The sequence below is a fragment of the Mucilaginibacter calamicampi genome, assembly GCF_042676765.1.
GTDB classification, from domain to species: domain Bacteria; phylum Bacteroidota; class Bacteroidia; order Sphingobacteriales; family Sphingobacteriaceae; genus Mucilaginibacter; species Mucilaginibacter calamicampi.
Map to the genome: position 1 here is coordinate 836399 of NZ_JBHTHU010000001.1, position 15664 is coordinate 852062.

General features: G+C 46.0%; 24 protein-coding genes. 16 read left to right on the plus strand and 8 right to left on the minus strand.

From position 1 onward, the window contains the following. Window positions 1–25 precede the first annotated feature (25 nt). Both ACFQZS_RS03840 and ACFQZS_RS03845 read right to left on the minus strand, forming a co-directional pair. The gene (locus ACFQZS_RS03840; protein ID WP_377097459.1) at window positions 26–472 is read right to left on the minus strand and encodes an ester cyclase; all 447 of its coding nucleotides are present in this window, start codon (window positions 470–472) and stop codon (window positions 26–28) included. Further along, a complete protein-coding gene (locus tag ACFQZS_RS03845) occupies window positions 469–1449 on the minus strand; it encodes a haloalkane dehalogenase (RefSeq protein ID WP_377097461.1) in 981 nt (326 codons plus the stop codon). The genes ACFQZS_RS03840 and ACFQZS_RS03845 overlap by 4 nt, the downstream gene beginning before the upstream one ends. A gap of 259 nt (window positions 1450–1708) precedes the next feature. Here ACFQZS_RS03845 and ACFQZS_RS03850 point away from each other — a divergent pair, with 259 nt between their 5' ends. After that, window positions 1709–2452 (plus strand): DNA/RNA non-specific endonuclease, encoded by a 744-nt coding sequence (locus ACFQZS_RS03850; protein WP_377097463.1) that lies wholly within the window; start codon window positions 1709–1711, stop codon window positions 2450–2452. 54 nt (window positions 2453–2506) lie between these two features. Here the strand turns inward: ACFQZS_RS03850 and ACFQZS_RS03855 are convergent, their stop codons facing one another. Continuing rightward, window positions 2507–2998, minus strand: coding sequence for a peptide-methionine (S)-S-oxide reductase (locus tag ACFQZS_RS03855; RefSeq protein WP_377097465.1), 492 nt, complete (start codon window positions 2996–2998; stop codon window positions 2507–2509). A gap of 89 nt (window positions 2999–3087) precedes the next feature. Between ACFQZS_RS03855 and ACFQZS_RS03860 the strand changes: the two genes are divergently transcribed. Together ACFQZS_RS03860 and ACFQZS_RS03865 are read left to right on the plus strand one after the other, a co-directional pair. After that, window positions 3088–3351 carry a GIY-YIG nuclease family protein gene (locus ACFQZS_RS03860; RefSeq protein ID WP_377097467.1) on the plus strand — a complete coding sequence of 88 codons (264 nt, stop codon included), beginning with the start codon at window positions 3088–3090 and terminating at the stop codon, window positions 3349–3351. A 123-nt stretch (window positions 3352–3474) separates the two neighbouring features. After that, the gene (locus ACFQZS_RS03865; RefSeq protein ID WP_377097469.1) at window positions 3475–3717 is read left to right on the plus strand and encodes a hypothetical protein; all 243 of its coding nucleotides are present in this window, start codon (window positions 3475–3477) and stop codon (window positions 3715–3717) included. A gap of 1 nt (window position 3718) precedes the next feature. On the opposite strand, the gene ACFQZS_RS03870 is transcribed toward ACFQZS_RS03865, so the two are convergent. Both ACFQZS_RS03870 and ACFQZS_RS03875 read right to left on the minus strand, forming a co-directional pair. After that, window positions 3719–4339 (minus strand): UPF0758 domain-containing protein, encoded by a 621-nt coding sequence (locus ACFQZS_RS03870; RefSeq protein WP_377097471.1) that lies wholly within the window; start codon window positions 4337–4339, stop codon window positions 3719–3721. Then, window positions 4339–4587: a hypothetical protein gene (locus ACFQZS_RS03875; protein ID WP_377097473.1), complete on the minus strand. Its 249-nt coding sequence runs from the start codon at window positions 4585–4587 to the stop codon at window positions 4339–4341. The genes ACFQZS_RS03870 and ACFQZS_RS03875 overlap by 1 nt, the downstream gene beginning before the upstream one ends. A gap of 16 nt (window positions 4588–4603) precedes the next feature. Here ACFQZS_RS03875 and ACFQZS_RS03880 point away from each other — a divergent pair, with 16 nt between their 5' ends. Then, window positions 4604–5086: a DUF2116 family Zn-ribbon domain-containing protein gene (locus ACFQZS_RS03880; RefSeq protein ID WP_377097474.1), complete on the plus strand. Its 483-nt coding sequence runs from the start codon at window positions 4604–4606 to the stop codon at window positions 5084–5086. On the opposite strand, the gene ACFQZS_RS03885 is transcribed toward ACFQZS_RS03880, so the two are convergent. The 3 genes from ACFQZS_RS03885 to ACFQZS_RS03895 are packed head-to-tail and all read right to left on the minus strand — an operon-like array spanning window position 5076 to window position 7249. Next, complete coding sequence (locus ACFQZS_RS03885) at window positions 5076–6587, minus strand: YifB family Mg chelatase-like AAA ATPase (protein WP_377097476.1); 1512 nt, start codon at window positions 6585–6587, stop codon at window positions 5076–5078. The two genes, ACFQZS_RS03880 and ACFQZS_RS03885, sit on opposite strands and share 11 nt — an antisense overlap. Next, window positions 6577–6930: a single-stranded DNA-binding protein gene (locus tag ACFQZS_RS03890; RefSeq protein ID WP_377097477.1), complete on the minus strand. Its 354-nt coding sequence runs from the start codon at window positions 6928–6930 to the stop codon at window positions 6577–6579. The genes ACFQZS_RS03885 and ACFQZS_RS03890 overlap by 11 nt, the downstream gene beginning before the upstream one ends. Continuing rightward, window positions 6923–7249 (minus strand): hypothetical protein, encoded by a 327-nt coding sequence (locus tag ACFQZS_RS03895; RefSeq protein ID WP_377097479.1) that lies wholly within the window; start codon window positions 7247–7249, stop codon window positions 6923–6925. Before ACFQZS_RS03895 ends, ACFQZS_RS03890 begins: the two co-directional genes overlap by 8 nt. Before the next feature lie 189 nt (window positions 7250–7438). Here ACFQZS_RS03895 and ACFQZS_RS03900 point away from each other — a divergent pair, with 189 nt between their 5' ends. The 12 genes from ACFQZS_RS03900 (at window position 7439) to ACFQZS_RS03955 (ending at window position 15661) form a co-directional block, all read left to right on the plus strand. Beyond that, a complete protein-coding gene (locus ACFQZS_RS03900) occupies window positions 7439–7819 on the plus strand; it encodes a single-stranded DNA-binding protein (RefSeq protein ID WP_377097481.1) in 381 nt (126 codons plus the stop codon). 81 nt (window positions 7820–7900) lie between these two features. Beyond that, window positions 7901–8971, plus strand: a complete 1071-nt coding sequence (locus ACFQZS_RS03905; protein ID WP_377097482.1) for a DUF932 domain-containing protein — start codon at window positions 7901–7903, stop codon at window positions 8969–8971. A gap of 4 nt (window positions 8972–8975) precedes the next feature. Continuing rightward, window positions 8976–9350 carry a hypothetical protein gene (locus ACFQZS_RS03910; protein WP_377097483.1) on the plus strand — a complete coding sequence of 125 codons (375 nt, stop codon included), beginning with the start codon at window positions 8976–8978 and terminating at the stop codon, window positions 9348–9350. A 1-nt stretch (window position 9351) separates the two neighbouring features. After that, window positions 9352–9849 (plus strand): hypothetical protein, encoded by a 498-nt coding sequence (locus tag ACFQZS_RS03915; protein WP_377097485.1) that lies wholly within the window; start codon window positions 9352–9354, stop codon window positions 9847–9849. Between the two features lie 10 nt (window positions 9850–9859). After that, a complete protein-coding gene (locus ACFQZS_RS03920; protein ID WP_377097486.1) occupies window positions 9860–10453 on the plus strand; it encodes a PRTRC system protein E in 594 nt (197 codons plus the stop codon). A gap of 10 nt (window positions 10454–10463) precedes the next feature. Further along, window positions 10464–10679, plus strand: coding sequence for a PRTRC system protein C (locus tag ACFQZS_RS03925; protein WP_377097488.1), 216 nt, complete (start codon window positions 10464–10466; stop codon window positions 10677–10679). A gap of 56 nt (window positions 10680–10735) precedes the next feature. After that, the gene (locus ACFQZS_RS03930) at window positions 10736–11839 is read left to right on the plus strand and encodes a hypothetical protein (RefSeq protein ID WP_377097489.1); all 1104 of its coding nucleotides are present in this window, start codon (window positions 10736–10738) and stop codon (window positions 11837–11839) included. Further along, the gene (locus ACFQZS_RS03935; RefSeq protein ID WP_377097491.1) at window positions 11814–12563 is read left to right on the plus strand and encodes a PRTRC system protein B; all 750 of its coding nucleotides are present in this window, start codon (window positions 11814–11816) and stop codon (window positions 12561–12563) included. Before ACFQZS_RS03930 ends, ACFQZS_RS03935 begins: the two co-directional genes overlap by 26 nt. Beyond that, window positions 12560–13372, plus strand: a complete 813-nt coding sequence (locus tag ACFQZS_RS03940) for a PRTRC system ThiF family protein (RefSeq protein WP_377097493.1) — start codon at window positions 12560–12562, stop codon at window positions 13370–13372. Before ACFQZS_RS03935 ends, ACFQZS_RS03940 begins: the two co-directional genes overlap by 4 nt. 8 nt (window positions 13373–13380) lie before the next feature. Further along, window positions 13381–13554 carry a hypothetical protein gene (locus ACFQZS_RS03945; protein WP_377097494.1) on the plus strand — a complete coding sequence of 58 codons (174 nt, stop codon included), beginning with the start codon at window positions 13381–13383 and terminating at the stop codon, window positions 13552–13554. Beyond that, window positions 13551–13700 carry a hypothetical protein gene (locus ACFQZS_RS03950; protein WP_377097496.1) on the plus strand — a complete coding sequence of 50 codons (150 nt, stop codon included), beginning with the start codon at window positions 13551–13553 and terminating at the stop codon, window positions 13698–13700. Before ACFQZS_RS03945 ends, ACFQZS_RS03950 begins: the two co-directional genes overlap by 4 nt. 704 nt (window positions 13701–14404) lie before the next feature. Next, window positions 14405–15661: an ABC transporter ATP-binding protein gene (locus tag ACFQZS_RS03955; protein WP_377097498.1), complete on the plus strand. Its 1257-nt coding sequence runs from the start codon at window positions 14405–14407 to the stop codon at window positions 15659–15661. Window positions 15662–15664: the final 3 nt, after the last annotated feature.

A 15664-nucleotide genomic window follows, 5' to 3' on the forward strand; every position in this document is an offset into this window, starting at 1 on the left:
CTAAAAATTAAACTTTTAATAATAGTTATTTTGATGCAGGAGGCACTGGAACCAAATTTGCCGGGATCGCGCCGATTTGGAGGAGGACGCCTAAACGATCACCGTGTAACCAGGCATGAATGATCTTGCCTTCGTCGTTAAATTGATAAATTACGATGGCATTATCGTTTACCGGGTTATTACTTGCCGGTATACCGCGAAACGGCTGGGTATTGGTACCTTTCCAGGTCCATCGCACCACTACTTTATCGCCGTCCGCCAATAGGTCTTCGATGTTCCACTTCATATCGGGGAAGCCGGAAATGATCGAGATGACAGATTCTTTAAACCCGTTTGCGCCTTTTTCGCCGCGTATTCCTGTATAATCTTCTGAGATGACGCTATTTAACTCATCCAGTTTGCGTGCATTTAAAAGGTCATGATAAAGATGACGAATGCTGGCTTTGTTTTTTTCCAATGTTGCGGTGTTCATTTTTGTCGTTTTTTTTTATTTGTTATTTTTTGGTACCAGGCGGCTATCGCAGCACCTATTTCGTCGGGTGAATCTTCCTGCACGTAGTGTATCCCTTTCACTGTGATTTTTGTTTGGGCCGGCCAGGTGTTACACAACGCCCTGGCGTTCGGCTGCATCGTACCCGGATCACTTTCGATAAATAATTTCGGTATTTGGCTTTTGCTTAGCCAGCTGGAATAATTGTTAACGATGGTAACGACTTTGCCGGTGTCTCCTTCAAACGGCAGTTGCCTTACCCAGGACAGCATCACCCGCCTGCCTTCCCCGGGCTGTAAAAACGGCCGGCGGTATTCATCCATTTCTTCCTTTGTTAGTGCCCGCTGAATGGTATTGGGCAGATTGACCTCAATAAAGGAGTTTTGCTCAAGCACCAGTTTTTCACCGGCTGGTGAGCGTAACATTTTAAAAATATTCCTGCCCATTTCCGGCATAGCTTCCCAGCTCAGCGGTGTCACAATTGCTTCCATGTAGACGATTCCTCTAACTGCGTCAGGATGACGATAGGCCCAGTAAAATGCCAGCACCGATCCCCAATCGTGGGCGACAAATGTGATTTTTTTATTTGCTCCGAGTTTTTCCGGCAAGGCGTCAAGGTATTTACTTTGTTCCAGGAAGGAATAGACATCAGGTCCGGTTTCCTGCAGTTTTTGAGAATCGCCCATGCCCATTAAATCAGGGGCGATACACCTACCTTGTTTTTCAAGGTAGGGTATCACATTGCGCCAAAGATAGGAAGAGGTGGGATTTCCGTGCAGGAAAACGATAGGATCGCCGCTACCGGTTTCAACGTATGCCATATCTTTACCAAGTACGGCCGCGTGTTTTTTTGAATAATTGAATTTCGAACTGACCATAGGACTATTTTTTTGCTGCGCTAGGACTACCGTGGCAGCCACCAGGGATAGGAGAGCAACTATTGCAGAGATTTTTTTCATGTGACAAAATTATCGGGCCCGACCAGCCTGAAATTGTAAAAAATCAACTATTGAAAAATATCGTCAGAAGTGTATTTTTTAACATGGCCGCGAAAAAACCAAAACTGCCAGAGACCGAATTAACAGCAGCGGACTGAAAGCATAAGAAAATTATGAACTTATTTCCTCAGGGATGCCTGATATTTCTATCGCGTGCCCGTTAACCAAAACCACTTATCAAATCCCGCAAGTGTCTTCCGTATTTTCCCTATCTTTAAACATGAAACGCCTGACCTTCCTTTTTTTGCTGATCCAGCTGAGCGCTGCCGCACAGACCATCAACAGCGCCTACGTCAAAGCCCTGTACCAAAAATATCCGACCCAGCCATCCGACCTGTGTTCCTCGTGCAAACTCTGGGTCAATCCCTATTATAAATCTATCGCCGATACCCTTAAACACGCGCCCTTATTAACCTATTACGTCTACACCAAAGCGCACCGCCTCCAGCAGGAAGCTGCCGATGTGCCCCGCACCGGCGTATATGCCGCCTGGCATCCCGCTTATGGACAGCCGAATGAAACCGCCATCTACCAGTATGCCAACACCCAGTCGCCCGACCTGATCGCCAAAGGCCATTGCCAGGCCTGGATACTCTTAGCCTATGATGCCGACGGCGCCATCCTCTCCAACACCTATACCTTCAACGCTGCCATGGAATACCAGGGGCAGAACACCGGCACCCAGATCGCCACCGAAGAACTCACCCGCCAGCTCACCCAGCAAACCGACAGCGTCCGCATCTGGTGCGGCACCTGGGGCAGCAAGCAAACCTTCACCAAAGGCAAAGTCACTGCAACTATGCCCAGCCATTACTATAAAGTCATTCAATATAACGACATCACGTTAACATACTGGCTACCAAACGAACCAACCGAAAAACGCAGCAAACTTCCGGAAAGACTCATTACGTACGAAGCACTCGTGGAAAAGCTCGGATTTGACCCCAAGGCCCTATTCTATTAAAGATCGGCGCGATCCGGCCGGGGAGATATAACCTGTTTAGCGCATATTGCTTAATTATGCCCTGAATGGGATATAATTAACCATCCTGCCAAAACGCTCCAGTAGAATCTTCAGCTTGGGCCGCACAACATTTTCGCAGAATGGCTTCTGCGGATCGCTGTAGTAGTAGTTTAAATATTCCGGCTGGTTCAGCTTAAATTCCTTCATCGGCAGAACCTGTGTAATGATCGGCTCCGGATATTCAGCCTGCAATTGCCCGATCGCTTTTTGGGCATACCCGGCTTGTTCATCATTATACACATAAACCGCTGACCGGTACTTTCTGCGCATCGAATGCGCCGAAGTACAACTATGCGTCGCCAGATGGACCGCCACCAGATCGTAAAAGGCAATTTCATTTTCATCGAACTCCACAATAACCGCCTCCGAAAAGTCGTCGCCATGAGTTGCCACCCAACCCTGCAGCACCTCTTTTACACCGTGCAGCGACTGAAAAACAGCCTCCGTACACCAGTGACAACTCCCGCCAAACCCGATCTTTATCATATACTGTTTTGAATATAAAGCATGATTATATACCATTTCGTGTATATTTTCCAACTTAACAATGTACCCTAACGCATTGTTCTCCCAATATGATCAGCCTGCAACTGTATCTGCTCGAACTCGAAGAAGGCAAGTACTACGTTGGTCAAAGCAGCCATCCTGAAGTTCGTTTTTTCGATCATCAGGTAGGTTACGGCGGTAAATGGACACGCCGTTACAGGCCAATAGCATTACTTCAGACAAAATCCATCCAGGTTGACGACTTGCGTGAAGCCTGCCTTTATGAAAACTGGCTGACACTCCATTACATGAAAAATATGGGTGGCGGAATGTCCGCGGAGGCGAGTATATAGACTTAGAGGACGAACGTATAGCGATAAGATCAGTCATCTTTATGAACCGCTAATAATACGATCCGTCATTATATTGAAAATTGCCCATATCTTTTTGGCGCTACCCACAACTGGCTAGTTTATGTGCTTGAATTGGAGCACGGCTATTACTACATTGGCAGCGGTAAACGACTGGGTAAATCCCTGGGCGAGCATTTCAATGGCAAAGCCATTAGTTGGACGCGTGATCATAAAGCGCTTAAAGTTGCGGAATGGTTCGTTATCAAATCCGGGGATGGTAATTACCTCGATGTTAAAGACCGGATAAAAGAGCGCTATATCCTTCAGTATGGACAGGACAAAGTCTTGGGTGGAAATAAACGCTGAATCAGATCACTTTAAAACTTTCCGGTCCAATCGTCATCAAACCATCGCAGACCAGATTCAGCGACAAAGCGGCTACACGCAGCTCTTTTAGAAATTTTGCTTCTGAATTGCTGAACGCAGGCCAGCCATTCCGCGCGAGGATAAAATACCTCGCCCCGGATTGTATTGCCAGCCCGGTGACCCAGGTAATATCCGGAAGTACACTGCCAGCCTCCGAAAAGGCCAGCACTTCCCGCCGGGCCGAAATCAATAACAATATATATTGTAATTGCGTAGCCTGTGCGAGCAGCGGCTTTAAATAAACGTAGCAGGCCTGCTCATCAGACAGGCCGGGCGAGCTGGTTTGGAGCCGTCGGCTGAACTCCGCTGCGGCCAGCAGGATAGTGGCTTTGGCCGGACCTATGCCCTTACAAGCGCAAAGCGCTTCCAGATCCAGCCCTGCGATGCGCTTTAAACTGTATTGCTTCATCAGGTTGTCGCAAATACGATGCAAAGGAACCTGTGGTGTTCCGCTGCCCAGCAAAATGGCCAGCAGTTCATGATCACTTAAAGCTTGCGCACCCCTGAATTGCAACTTCTCCCGCGGCCGTTCCATCTGCGGCAAAATTTTGATGTTTTCCATCAGGCCGGCCTCCCTTCACCATAGCTGTAACGTCGCAGTACCATAGCAACCGCTTCGACAAAAAACTCAAAATCGTCTTCAAAAAGAATGACCGAAGAGCGCTCATATTTTTCTTTGGCCTTAAAATCAGACCGCGTGATCTGCAAATAAGGCTTATTGTTTTTACCCCTGAGCAGATCGACAAAATAAAGTCTGCCATTTTCGCCGAACATCTCCGAGTCCAGCCTTCTTTTCTGTATCGTTTCCATATCATATAGATTAACAATGCAAAATTCTGCCAACCAAATGGTTAAAGCATTGTTTTATCCATATATAGCCGTTTCTAAACGTTTAATCATGGAAGAAAAACTTTGCCTCGATTGCGGGACACCGATCAAGGTAGGGCGTAAGGACAAAAAGTTCTGCGATGATACCTGCCGTACCAACTATAACAACAACCGGGAAAAACCTGCCAAAATACGGACTGCAAATGCCGAAGCGCCGGAGATAAGTATCCCGGATTTTATCAAAGGTATCAATGAGGTGCTGTACAATAACCGCCGTATCCTGGATGAGTTCCTGAGCGGGAAAGATTCCGACCGTATCAAAGCCCGCGACCTGAGCGGCCGGGGCTTCCGCTTTAAATTCTTCACCAGTTGCGATGATTCCAGTGGCGAGGATTACTGGTTCTGTTATGACCTGGGTTATAAAGAAGGTGACAACGACTGGCTGATTGTCGTTCGGCGGCCAAGAGAAGCTACTTACTGAGGTAATCTTTGTCCAGTTGCCGCAAATGGATCGCTTCCGCCAGATGCGCCAAATCAATGCTGTTGCTGTCCGCCAGATCTGCGATCGTCCGGGCCATTTTTAATATCCTGTCGTAAGACCGTGCCGATAATTTATGCTGTACCATCGCCTGGTTCAGTAACTCCTGTTCGGTTTTCCCCAGTGCGCAAAACTGCCTGACCATGGCGGTGTTCATCTGTGCATTGCTGATACCGGCCCGTTTTAATTGCACAGCCCTCGCTGCGATCACACGCTGACGAACGGCCGCGCTCCTCTCAGTCATATTTTTGCTCCCGGACTGTACAGGTTGAACGGTGATATGCAGGTCAATACGGTCCAGTAAAGGCCCGGATATCTTACTGATATACGAGCGGATGGCCTGTGCTGTACAGGTGCACCTGCGGTCCGGGTGCCGGAAATATCCGCAGGGGCAGGGATTTAAAGCGGCCAGTAAAATAAAATTAGCCGGGAAATTCGCGGAAAAATTAGCGCGGGATATCGCCACTTGTCTTTCTTCCAGGGGCTGACGCAACACTTCCAGTACACGGCGTTTAAATTCAGGTAATTCATCCATAAACAAAACACCATTGTGCGCCAAAGATATCTCGCCCGGCATCGGCACAGAACCGCCACCGACCAGAGAAATATCGCTGGCCGTATGATGGGGTGCGCGGAAAGGACGGTGGCTCATCAATCCGGTACAATCCAGTTTTCCTGCCACAGAATAAATGCGCGTAGTCTCCAGCGCTTCCTGTAATGTCAGCGGTGGAAGAATACCGGGTAAACGCGTGGCGAGCATTGTCTTGCCGGTTCCTGGCGGACCGATCATCAATCCATTATGACTGCCAGCCGCCATGATCTCGAGTGCCCGCTTGACGTTTTCCTGTCCGTGTACGTCCGCAAAATCAGCGTTGTAAAGCTGCTGATCCTGCGCGAACATTTCCCTGGTCGCAATTGCGGTTGGCACCAATGACGTCGGATCCCGCAGAAAATCAACCACGCCATTTAATGTCGCAAGGCCAAAAACCGCCAGGTCTTTGACCATGGCGGCTTCATCGGCATTTTCTTTGGGTATCACCAATGTTTTAAAGCCCGCCTTACGGGCCTCAATGGCTACAGACAAAGCGCCCTTAACCGGACGCAGCTTACCACTCAGTGAAAGCTCAGCGGTAAAAAGCACACCATCCATTTGTTCCGGCTGCAATTGTCCCGACGCGGCCAGAATACTCAACGCGATAGGCAAATCAAAAACAGCGCCCTCTTTACGTATACCCGCAGGTGCCAGGCTGATCAGGATCTTCTGCCGCGGCATATCAAATCCGCATGAACTCAAAGCGCTCTCCACCCGGAACAAGCTCTCTTTCACCGCCTCCCCTGGAAGTCCTACGATAAAGTAACTTACGCCCGTACAAACCCGTGTTTCGATCGTGATCAGGATCGCGTCGATACCCGAAAGCGCCGCGCTGTTTACGCTAACCGTCATAGCGCTCTTTAGGTTTACCCAACAACATCAATTCGCTGACCACAACCTCCGTTACATAGTGTTTAACGCCATCCTTGTCCGTATAAAAACGGTTCGCCAATCTGCCTTCAATAGCCACCTGGCTGCCCTTATCCAGGTATTTTTCGGCGATCTCCGCCTGGCGGTTCCACAAAATCAGCTGATGCCAATGCGTTTCCTCAATGCGCTCACCCTTACCGTTCTTCCGGTGATAACTAGTGGCCAGGCTGATCTTCGCCACCTTTTTTTCATTCTCCAGTGCTTTCATCTCCGGTGCCGCGCCCAACCTCCCGGTCAACCGCACGCTGTTGCTTAAATTATTCATGATCTAAAATTTGTTGAGGCAAATCTCCGCAGCATTTTCCGTCGGCGGTGACAAATACACGTTTATAAACGTTTTTATCCGTTTGTGCGGCTCCCGATAAATCGGGACCGGGCTCTCCGCTGTATCTCCTGCGGAGGATGCCGCTGCGATCCCTGCCGCCGCCTCCGGCATTTTCGCTGCGCTGCAAAAGCCCCCGGCAAAGCAAAAGCAGCCCCGCTGCCTTTGAGGTTTTTTTCAGGGATTTCAAGCAGTAGTTATTCTCAGAAACAAGAGTAAAAAAGGACGCGGAGGTCGTGATTGCAGACCCGTACGAACGCATAATGGCCTCCGCTGCGCTGCGACCACCCTTCGGGACTTATAGTTCTCCCGTGCCTTTACAATCACACCTCCCATTGCTTTCTTTTTTTACTCTTTTTTCTTTGAAAAAAACTACCCGGGCAGGGTCGCAAAGTATAGGGGAGCAGAAGGAAGTAACGAACAAATATTTATTCACTAAAAACAAAATGTTATGGAAATCACAGGAAGACTGGTAGCAGACGCTGCCGTAAGAGCGGTAAACGCAGACAAAAATGTAACAGGGTTTAGAGTAGCGGTAAACCGCAGTTTCAAATCGCAGGGAGAAACTAAACAGGAAACGGCTTTTGTAGACTGTACCTACTGGCGTACAGATGCTATTGCGCCTTATTTAACTAAAGGCATGTTGGTGCATTTACACGGATTTATGACCGCCGAAGCATGGGTAAGCCGTGACGGCGAAGCTATGGCAAGCCTGAAATTCCGCACCGATGAAATCAATATGCTGACCAAATCGGGTAAGCCGGATAGTGATAAGCCGACACAGGCAGGGGACAGGAATAAAGTAATGAAACCAAGTAAAGAGTTTAATTAAACGTTTATAGCCGATTGTACGCGGATAAAACCGATGGAGTAATACAGAAGGAATTCAACTTTGAACATAAATTTTAACGTTATGGCACACAATATTTTCTATAACGAACAAACAGAGAAACATAGTTTCTTTAGTGTGAAAGAAAAGGCATGGCATGGATTAGGGCAAATTGTAGAAAACTACCCGACAAGCGCAGAGGCTATTCGGTATGCTGGTTTAGATTATACAGTTGAAAAGCGGCCGCTTTTTACCAATTCTTTAACCAACGAATTAGCGGATTTGGATGATGGCCAATTTCCGAAAACAGAAGTACCGCATTTCTTTGCGACAGTTCGCAACGATAATAATGCGGTGTTAGGGGTGGTCGGTAAAGATTATGAGGTCGTACAGAACGCAGACGCATTTCAGTTCTTTGATGCAATCGTTGGGGGAGGTGATGGCATTAAATACGAAACCGCCGGCGCATTAGGCAAAGGTGAGCGTGTATTTATTACTGCAAAACTGCCCGACTATATTAAAGTTGGCAGACAGGATTTAATAGAGCAATACCTGTTTTTAACCACTTCACATGATGGCTTTGGCAGCATTACTGCAGCCTTTACTCCAATACGCATTGTTTGTAATAATACCTTGAACGCTGCTATGCGTAACCATTCCAATGGCATTAAGATAAGGCATACAGCATCCGCAAATGATCGTTTGAAACAGGCGCATACACTGATGGGCATTTCGCATGTATTGGCGGATGAATTGGAGCAACTCTTTAATCACTGGGCTAAGGTGAGTATTACCGATGCCCAGGTCAAAAAATTAATACAGGTTGCAATGGCACCTAATAAAGAAGTCATCAATAATCTGGAATTGGGCATGCTTGATAAACTATCCGCTACCTATACCAATATCGTGGACAACGCCTATGCATATGCGATGGGTAACCCGACCCAACAAATGGAAACTACAGGAGGTACTTTATTCGGTGCTTACAATGCAATAACAGGCTACTACCAAAATGTGCGCAGTTTTAAAGATGGCGATGCCAAATTCAAATCTATTATGGATGGCACCGCAAAGCAACGGGCGCAGGTAGCATTTGACCTGTGCAATGCCTTTGCTCAAGGTGGCGCAGATGCTTTGAAAATTATTAATAACTAAAAGCATGCAACCATTAAAGCTATTGAACAATGTGCAGAAAGCAAGGCTTTTGCATAGCTTATTAATCAATGAGATACCCGGTTTTTTAGGGTATCTCAAATCACTGACCGAAACGGTATTGGAGGACAAGGAACTCATTGCAGCCAACTGGAAAGACCAGCTTTTCAGCGCAGACTTTTGGTTTGGACTGGCGGGTCAGGTGCAGAAAGTTTTGACCAAGTATGGTAAAGAGCTACACAAAAGTCCGAATGTTTTTGCTGACCAGTTATTTGACGGCTACACCGCCATTTTTACCGTCCGTGCTTTAACGCAATACGTTACACACGGCAATCATAAGGAGCCGAAATTTAAACCCGCCGTTGAACTCTTATTCGCTTGAAATGAAAACCATACAAATCCAACTTATTGAGTTGGACGAACTCGAAGAAAAAGCGAGGGAAAGAGCTTTAAGAGAATACGCTTATTTCAACGTCGAAGACGACTGGTGGCGGGATATTTACGAGGACGGCAAAATGGTAAAATTAAAACTCACGGGCTTCGACCTTGACAGGGGAGCCTATTGCAATGGCGAATGGATAGCGGATGCCCGGACTACAGCCTCGCTGATTTTGGAAAATCACGGGGAAAAGACAGACACTTATCTAACGGCAAAAGCCTTTGCCGGGCAAAAGGTAAGTGATGAAGAGGAATGGGCGGACAGTTTTCTGTCCGCTATCCTTAAAGATTATTTAGCTATGCTGCAATACGAATATGACTATCTGACCAGTGATAAAGCAGTCGTGGAAACCATTGAGGCGAATGAATACCTGTTTACAGCGGACGGGCTAAAAGCAAACCGTATAGAAAAATTGGCAATAGACAAGATTAACACACACTAATTCAAGAATTATGAAAACGAATTTTTTTCAGCAGATAGCAGGTTTAGGCTTTAACGGCAACTTCCTGCTCAATATCCATCAGGATGATAAAGGATTACAAACGATATCGGTGATACTGAAAAAGGACAAAGCCATAGACGGCCTGCCCCCAATGTTGTTCAGGGCAACGGCAGACGAACTGGACGAGGGTTTCTTTGAGCAACTTACCGAACCTGTTGCTTTAACCAAAGGCTTAATGAATAACATTGATGCCTATAAAAAGGAAATCGACAAGGCGAATAAGAAAGCCAAACCCGAAAAACCCAAGGCAGGTAAAACAGCAGACCCTGAACAAGCCGACGAGGACAATGACGAGAGCGAAGAAACCCTGTTTACGCCACAGTCAGACGATAAGGAAGCGAAAGCCGAAAAGAAACGCCTGTACGATGAGGCGATGGAGAAAGTGAAAGTTTTGGCACAGCAAACCAAGTACGCCGAAGCATTAGCGCAACTGCCTGACGTGGCAGAATATCCTGACAAGGCCGAAGCCATTGATGCCAAACGCAAAGCCCTTGAACAAGGCAAAGCCCTTTATGACAAATTAACCGCACAGTTTAACGATTAACCCCACAGTCATGAAAGCAATGATTTTAGCAAGAGTATTTCTGCACAAAGAGAACGGCCAGGAGATAAGGCTAACCGACCCCAACGAGCAATTCACCGTGGCCGAGGTGCAAAACTTTTATGCAGGCACCTATCCCATATTGACCAATGCGAAGGTTACAGGGCCTGAAATAAAGGACGATGAAGCGCAGTACCGTTTTGAAAGCACGATGGGAACAAAAGGTTAAGCCATGAAAGCAAAAACAGTAAACCGCATTATCAAAATCAACAGGAAAGGCGACCAATGGAAAATTCAGCAATTGTTCGGAGAACTGGCAAATCGCTTAAACCGATTGCCCGATGCAGACGAAATAAGGCGCAACCCATTAAGGAGCGCACCCGCAGGCATAACGGAAATGGTTTTCTGAACCATAGTTTTCTGCCGTTTTGGGCTTTTGAGGGGAACAGGGAAAAGGTAGCAAGGGAGTATTTTCACTCCCTTGCCAATCTCTGCAAATACTATGGTTTCACCATTCCACAGAATGACCTGCCATTTCCGCAAAATATTTACAACAGTTGGCAGGCTGTAGAAAAACAGGTGAGGGCAAATGACCGGAACGCCTATTGTATAATCATTAACGACAAGGCTAAAAAGGCTGTTCTATCGGTGGTCAAAACATTGGATTTAAGCCTTTGCCTTTTTTATATCCCTGTTCGTCCCTATTGGAACTGGTTGCAAGCCCCGGAACAAAAGCGCATCAGCGATTTGGTCACCGTTATTTTTGCTTACCTGCATCAGATCGTTGATATTCCATTTTATGCTGAAAGCGGGAGTTTCATGGACTATCAGTATGATACACTTGAACAATGGGTAAGCGAAACAGATGAAGAAGATAAGGAGTGGCGACAGCAACAGGAAGATACGCTATATGAGTTGAAACGGGCAGGCGGTCACATTATGCCCCTCATTAAAAATCCTGAACAGTTAGCTAAAATGGAAAGTGTTATACTCGGTTACCATCAACGGGATAAAGAGGAATTGGAATGGGAACTATTAGCCATTGAGTTTTTAAAGTTGTACAGGGAGTACCCTAAACATTCAATAGCCGACAGCATTCAGACAGATTTGATTTACCCTGACGAGGAAGAACGCATTACCGTTTCTGAATACATCAGCTTTTACTGGAGCGATAACGATAGCTTTCAGCACGAATTATTGGAAATGATAAATAGCTCATTTCAGGAACGGCCTGTAATGGATGAGCCGACCGTCATTTATTACTTTGATACCCTGCCCGAAGCTGACCGCAAAGACTTTGACTTTGAGAATCGCTTGTTTGACCTCATAGAGCGGTTAAGGGATTTACTTAATGATAACGACCATGAAAAACATCACCCAACAGTTTAATGCAGGTTTTGAGCCGTTCAAAGCCCTGCTGATCTATCGCTACGATAAGGAGGCGGCAATTAACCAGTTTCAGAGCGAGGATAAGCAAACTGAAATATATGTCGAAAGCTATGATATTGGAAGAAACGGCAAGCCTATAAATGCGCATCCGTTGAATGTCAAAGAAATGGCAACATTGAGCGAACTGCTCCAAACAACACAGGAACTGAAAAGCAGCTATTTAAAAAGCAATGGCTTGTTGTCCATAAATGTCCTTTACGTCAATCAGCAATCAGCAGGCTATGCGGTTTGGTATACACCACCACAGGAAGTAACCCTGTTTTTTGTGGACAGTTTGAATATTTCGTCAGGAAAATATCATGTGCCTGCTATGGTTTGGAAAGCCAATGCGGACCGTTTAGCAGTGTATGCCATTAAAGGTAAAGCAAAACCTGCCGCCAAGACAAAACTATATCATGCACCATTCTTAAACGTGTATAGTGGTGGTAATGTGTGTATGGGGACGGTGCAAATACAAATTGGCAAAAGCTCTTGTCTCGAAGAATTTATGCAGTTGTGGCAGCAGTATTTTTTTAACAGCAATTTCAGTCATTCCATTAACGGCAACAACAGCACAAAGTCCGATACAACTAAATTATGGCGCAGCCTTGCAGGAACTGGAAAGGAATTTCCGCAGGACGAACTATTGCCCAATGGTTTAACACTTCAACAAATCATCAAATGAAACCAAAGAAATCAGCTAAACCTGCCGTGCATATTGTACCAAAGGAACTGTTACAGCCCTATAACCCTGTAACGGTCAACTTGATTGGCGCAGGTGGAACAGGTGGTCAGGTATTGACCGCATTGGCAAGAATGAACCACGCATTGAACGCTTTAGGCCATGCGGGTTTATTCGTCAGGTTGTTCGATGACGATAGGGTGGATGCCGCCAATCTGGGCAGACAGTTATTTACCACGGCTGAATTAGGCCAATACAAATCGGTCGCTTTGATCAACCGGGTGAACCGCTTTTTCGGAACGAACTGGAAAGCCGAAACCCTGCGTTATGGCAAAGACTTGATGACGGACAGGGACTTAGTCAGTGCTACCATAACTATTTCCTGCGTCGATACTGTAGCTGCACGATACGAAATAGCAGATGTACTGATGTCTTTGACTGAAACTTATCACGGCAGGAACCATGTACAGTATTGGATGGATTTTGGTAACAGCCGTTCCAGCGGACAGGTTATCCTTTCAACTTTGGAAAAGATAAAGCAACCCGCATCTGAATTATTTCGCCCTGTAGCCGACCTTCCCTTAGTGACCGAGGAATTTAATGACTTGCTTATTGCTACTGAATTGGGAGATACTACACCAAGCTGTTCTTTAGCCGAAGCACTTACTAAACAAGACCTGTTTATCAATTCGGCATTAGCTAATTGCGGCGCGTCATTGTTATGGCAACTGTTCAGGGAGGGCATATTATTTAACAGGGGTTTCTTTCTTAACCTCGCCGAATTCAGAACACAACCTTTAAAGGTAGCTTAAATATCATTATGAAAATCACAGATTTAAACGGTTTCGACCTCGAAATAGATAACCTGCAATTAGCAATCATGCAGGCAGATGATTACAGGCATTATGAACTTTTGAACCCCATCAATCCCGAAGAAGACGCCAAGCGAAAAGCTTATTGGGAAGACGTTTACCAAAAATTAATACAATTATGAAATATATAGTTATAGAATGCTTCGGTGGTGAGGAATACGCCACCGTTGTAACCGATGAGACCGGCAACAATAAAGTTTTCGATTCCTGGGAGGAAGCCAAAGCTGAAGCAGCGGACTGTCAGGAAGGGAAGGTTATTGAATTGTAGTATTAGTTTTTTTTGGCGTTTTCCCCGCTTTTATTCTTTACGGCTTCAAAGACCCCGGTCCAGCCCGTGGCCCGCCCAAAGCCATCAATGATAAGCTGTTTGTAAGATTCTGTTATGCGAATTAGTAGTTGTTTTATTGTGCTAATTGTATCATAATTGTCTATCTTTGTTAAGACGATTTGAGATACCCGAAGTAAAGTGAGTTATTCGTGTAGTTCAATTGGTAAGCGTTACACAGAGAGTTAATACACAGAGACTTGTGGTGATAGGTTCGAATCCCTCCCTCACCGCAAGTAAAGAACTTATAAAGAACGAAAAACCTGTAAATTATTGATTTACAGGTTTTTTTGTTTTTAATCAAAATTTTGAATAGATGAACATCTTGACTTTAGGGTATCTTTTGTTATCTGCAGTTGTTGTATAACGACTGGTCTTTAAATTGGGATAGTAATTCCCGCAGATGATTCCAACGGCACTAAATAAATCCCTGATTTGCTGCTTTAATGCGGCATCTGTTCTTGTTCACACCATCACGCGCGGAACACCGTTTACCCCCTGTTCCTTATCAAAGATTTTATTATATTCGGCCTAATAAGCCGGACTGCCTGCAAATGCGGCTCAAGAAATTAACGGTTTGTAAACTAATGAGTTGCATTTAGGCCATGTGACTTACGCGGCGAAGCTGTGATTTTTTTGCAACAATAATGACCAAAGTAATTCGGGTAGAGCACTTATCCAAAGCATATCATCTAGGTGATTTTGGAACAGGAACGATCTCACGTGACCTGGAGCGCTTCTGGGCAAAGATGCGGGGAAAAGAGGACCCTTTCCTTAAAATAGGAGAGGTGAATGACCGTACAACCAAAGGCGAAAGTGACGTGGTGTGGAGCCTCCGCGATATCAATTTCGATATTGAACAGGGAGAGGTAACCGGGATAATCGGCCGGAATGGCGCGGGTAAAAGCACATTGCTCAAAATACTCAGCCGCGTAACTTCTCCCACCACCGGGTCCGTTAAGGCAAAAGGGCGCATAGCCAGTTTGTTGGAAGTGGGCACCGGTTTCCATCCGGAGCTTACCGGGCGTGAAAATATCTACCTTAACGGCGCGGTGCTGGGAATGCGCAAGCAGGAAATCAAACAGAAATTTGACGAGATAGTTGCCTTCTCAGGGGTAGAGCGCTATATAGATACGCCGGTTAAACGGTATTCGTCGGGTATGTATGTGCGATTGGCATTTGCCGTAGCTGCCCACCTGGAATCGGAGATCCTGATCGTTGACGAAGTACTTGCAGTGGGTGACTGGGAGTTCCAAAACAAGTGCCTGGGTAAAATGAACGAGATCAGCAAAAACGAGGGGCGAACGGTTTTGCTGGTTAGTCATAACATGGGCAGTATCTTAGGTTTATGCACCCGCTGCCTGCTGCTTAACCAGGGTAGTATCGAACTCAGCGGGGATCCGCAGCTGGTTGTGCAAAGATATTATCAGCAGGGCCGGGAAGTAAAACTGCAGCAATTGAAAAGCAACGCCGATATTTATTTAAAAGAAGTGTTCAGTTGCGATGCGCGCGATCAACCCACCACCAGTTTTTCACATGCCGAAGAGATAGGCTTATCCATGCTGGTGGGTGTGAATCATTTTGATCCGATCCAAAACATCGGAATAGCATTACTGACAAAAGACAAAAGAAGGGTTTTTACGGTGAACCGGTCGCTGAAGGAATTTTATACACCCGGCGAAAAAGAGGTCCGCGTGAAATTCATGATTGAAAAAGAGTTGATCGCTCCGATGGATTATTCTTTTCTGATAGCGCTCAACACCAGAACGGGTATTGTAACCTATGACCTGCACGAAGATATCTGCCCTATAAAAGTTTACGATAACGGAACCGACTTCGCATTTGCGGAAGGTATAGACTACGGTTGCATCATCCTGAATGACAAATGGAAAAAAATGAATTAATCA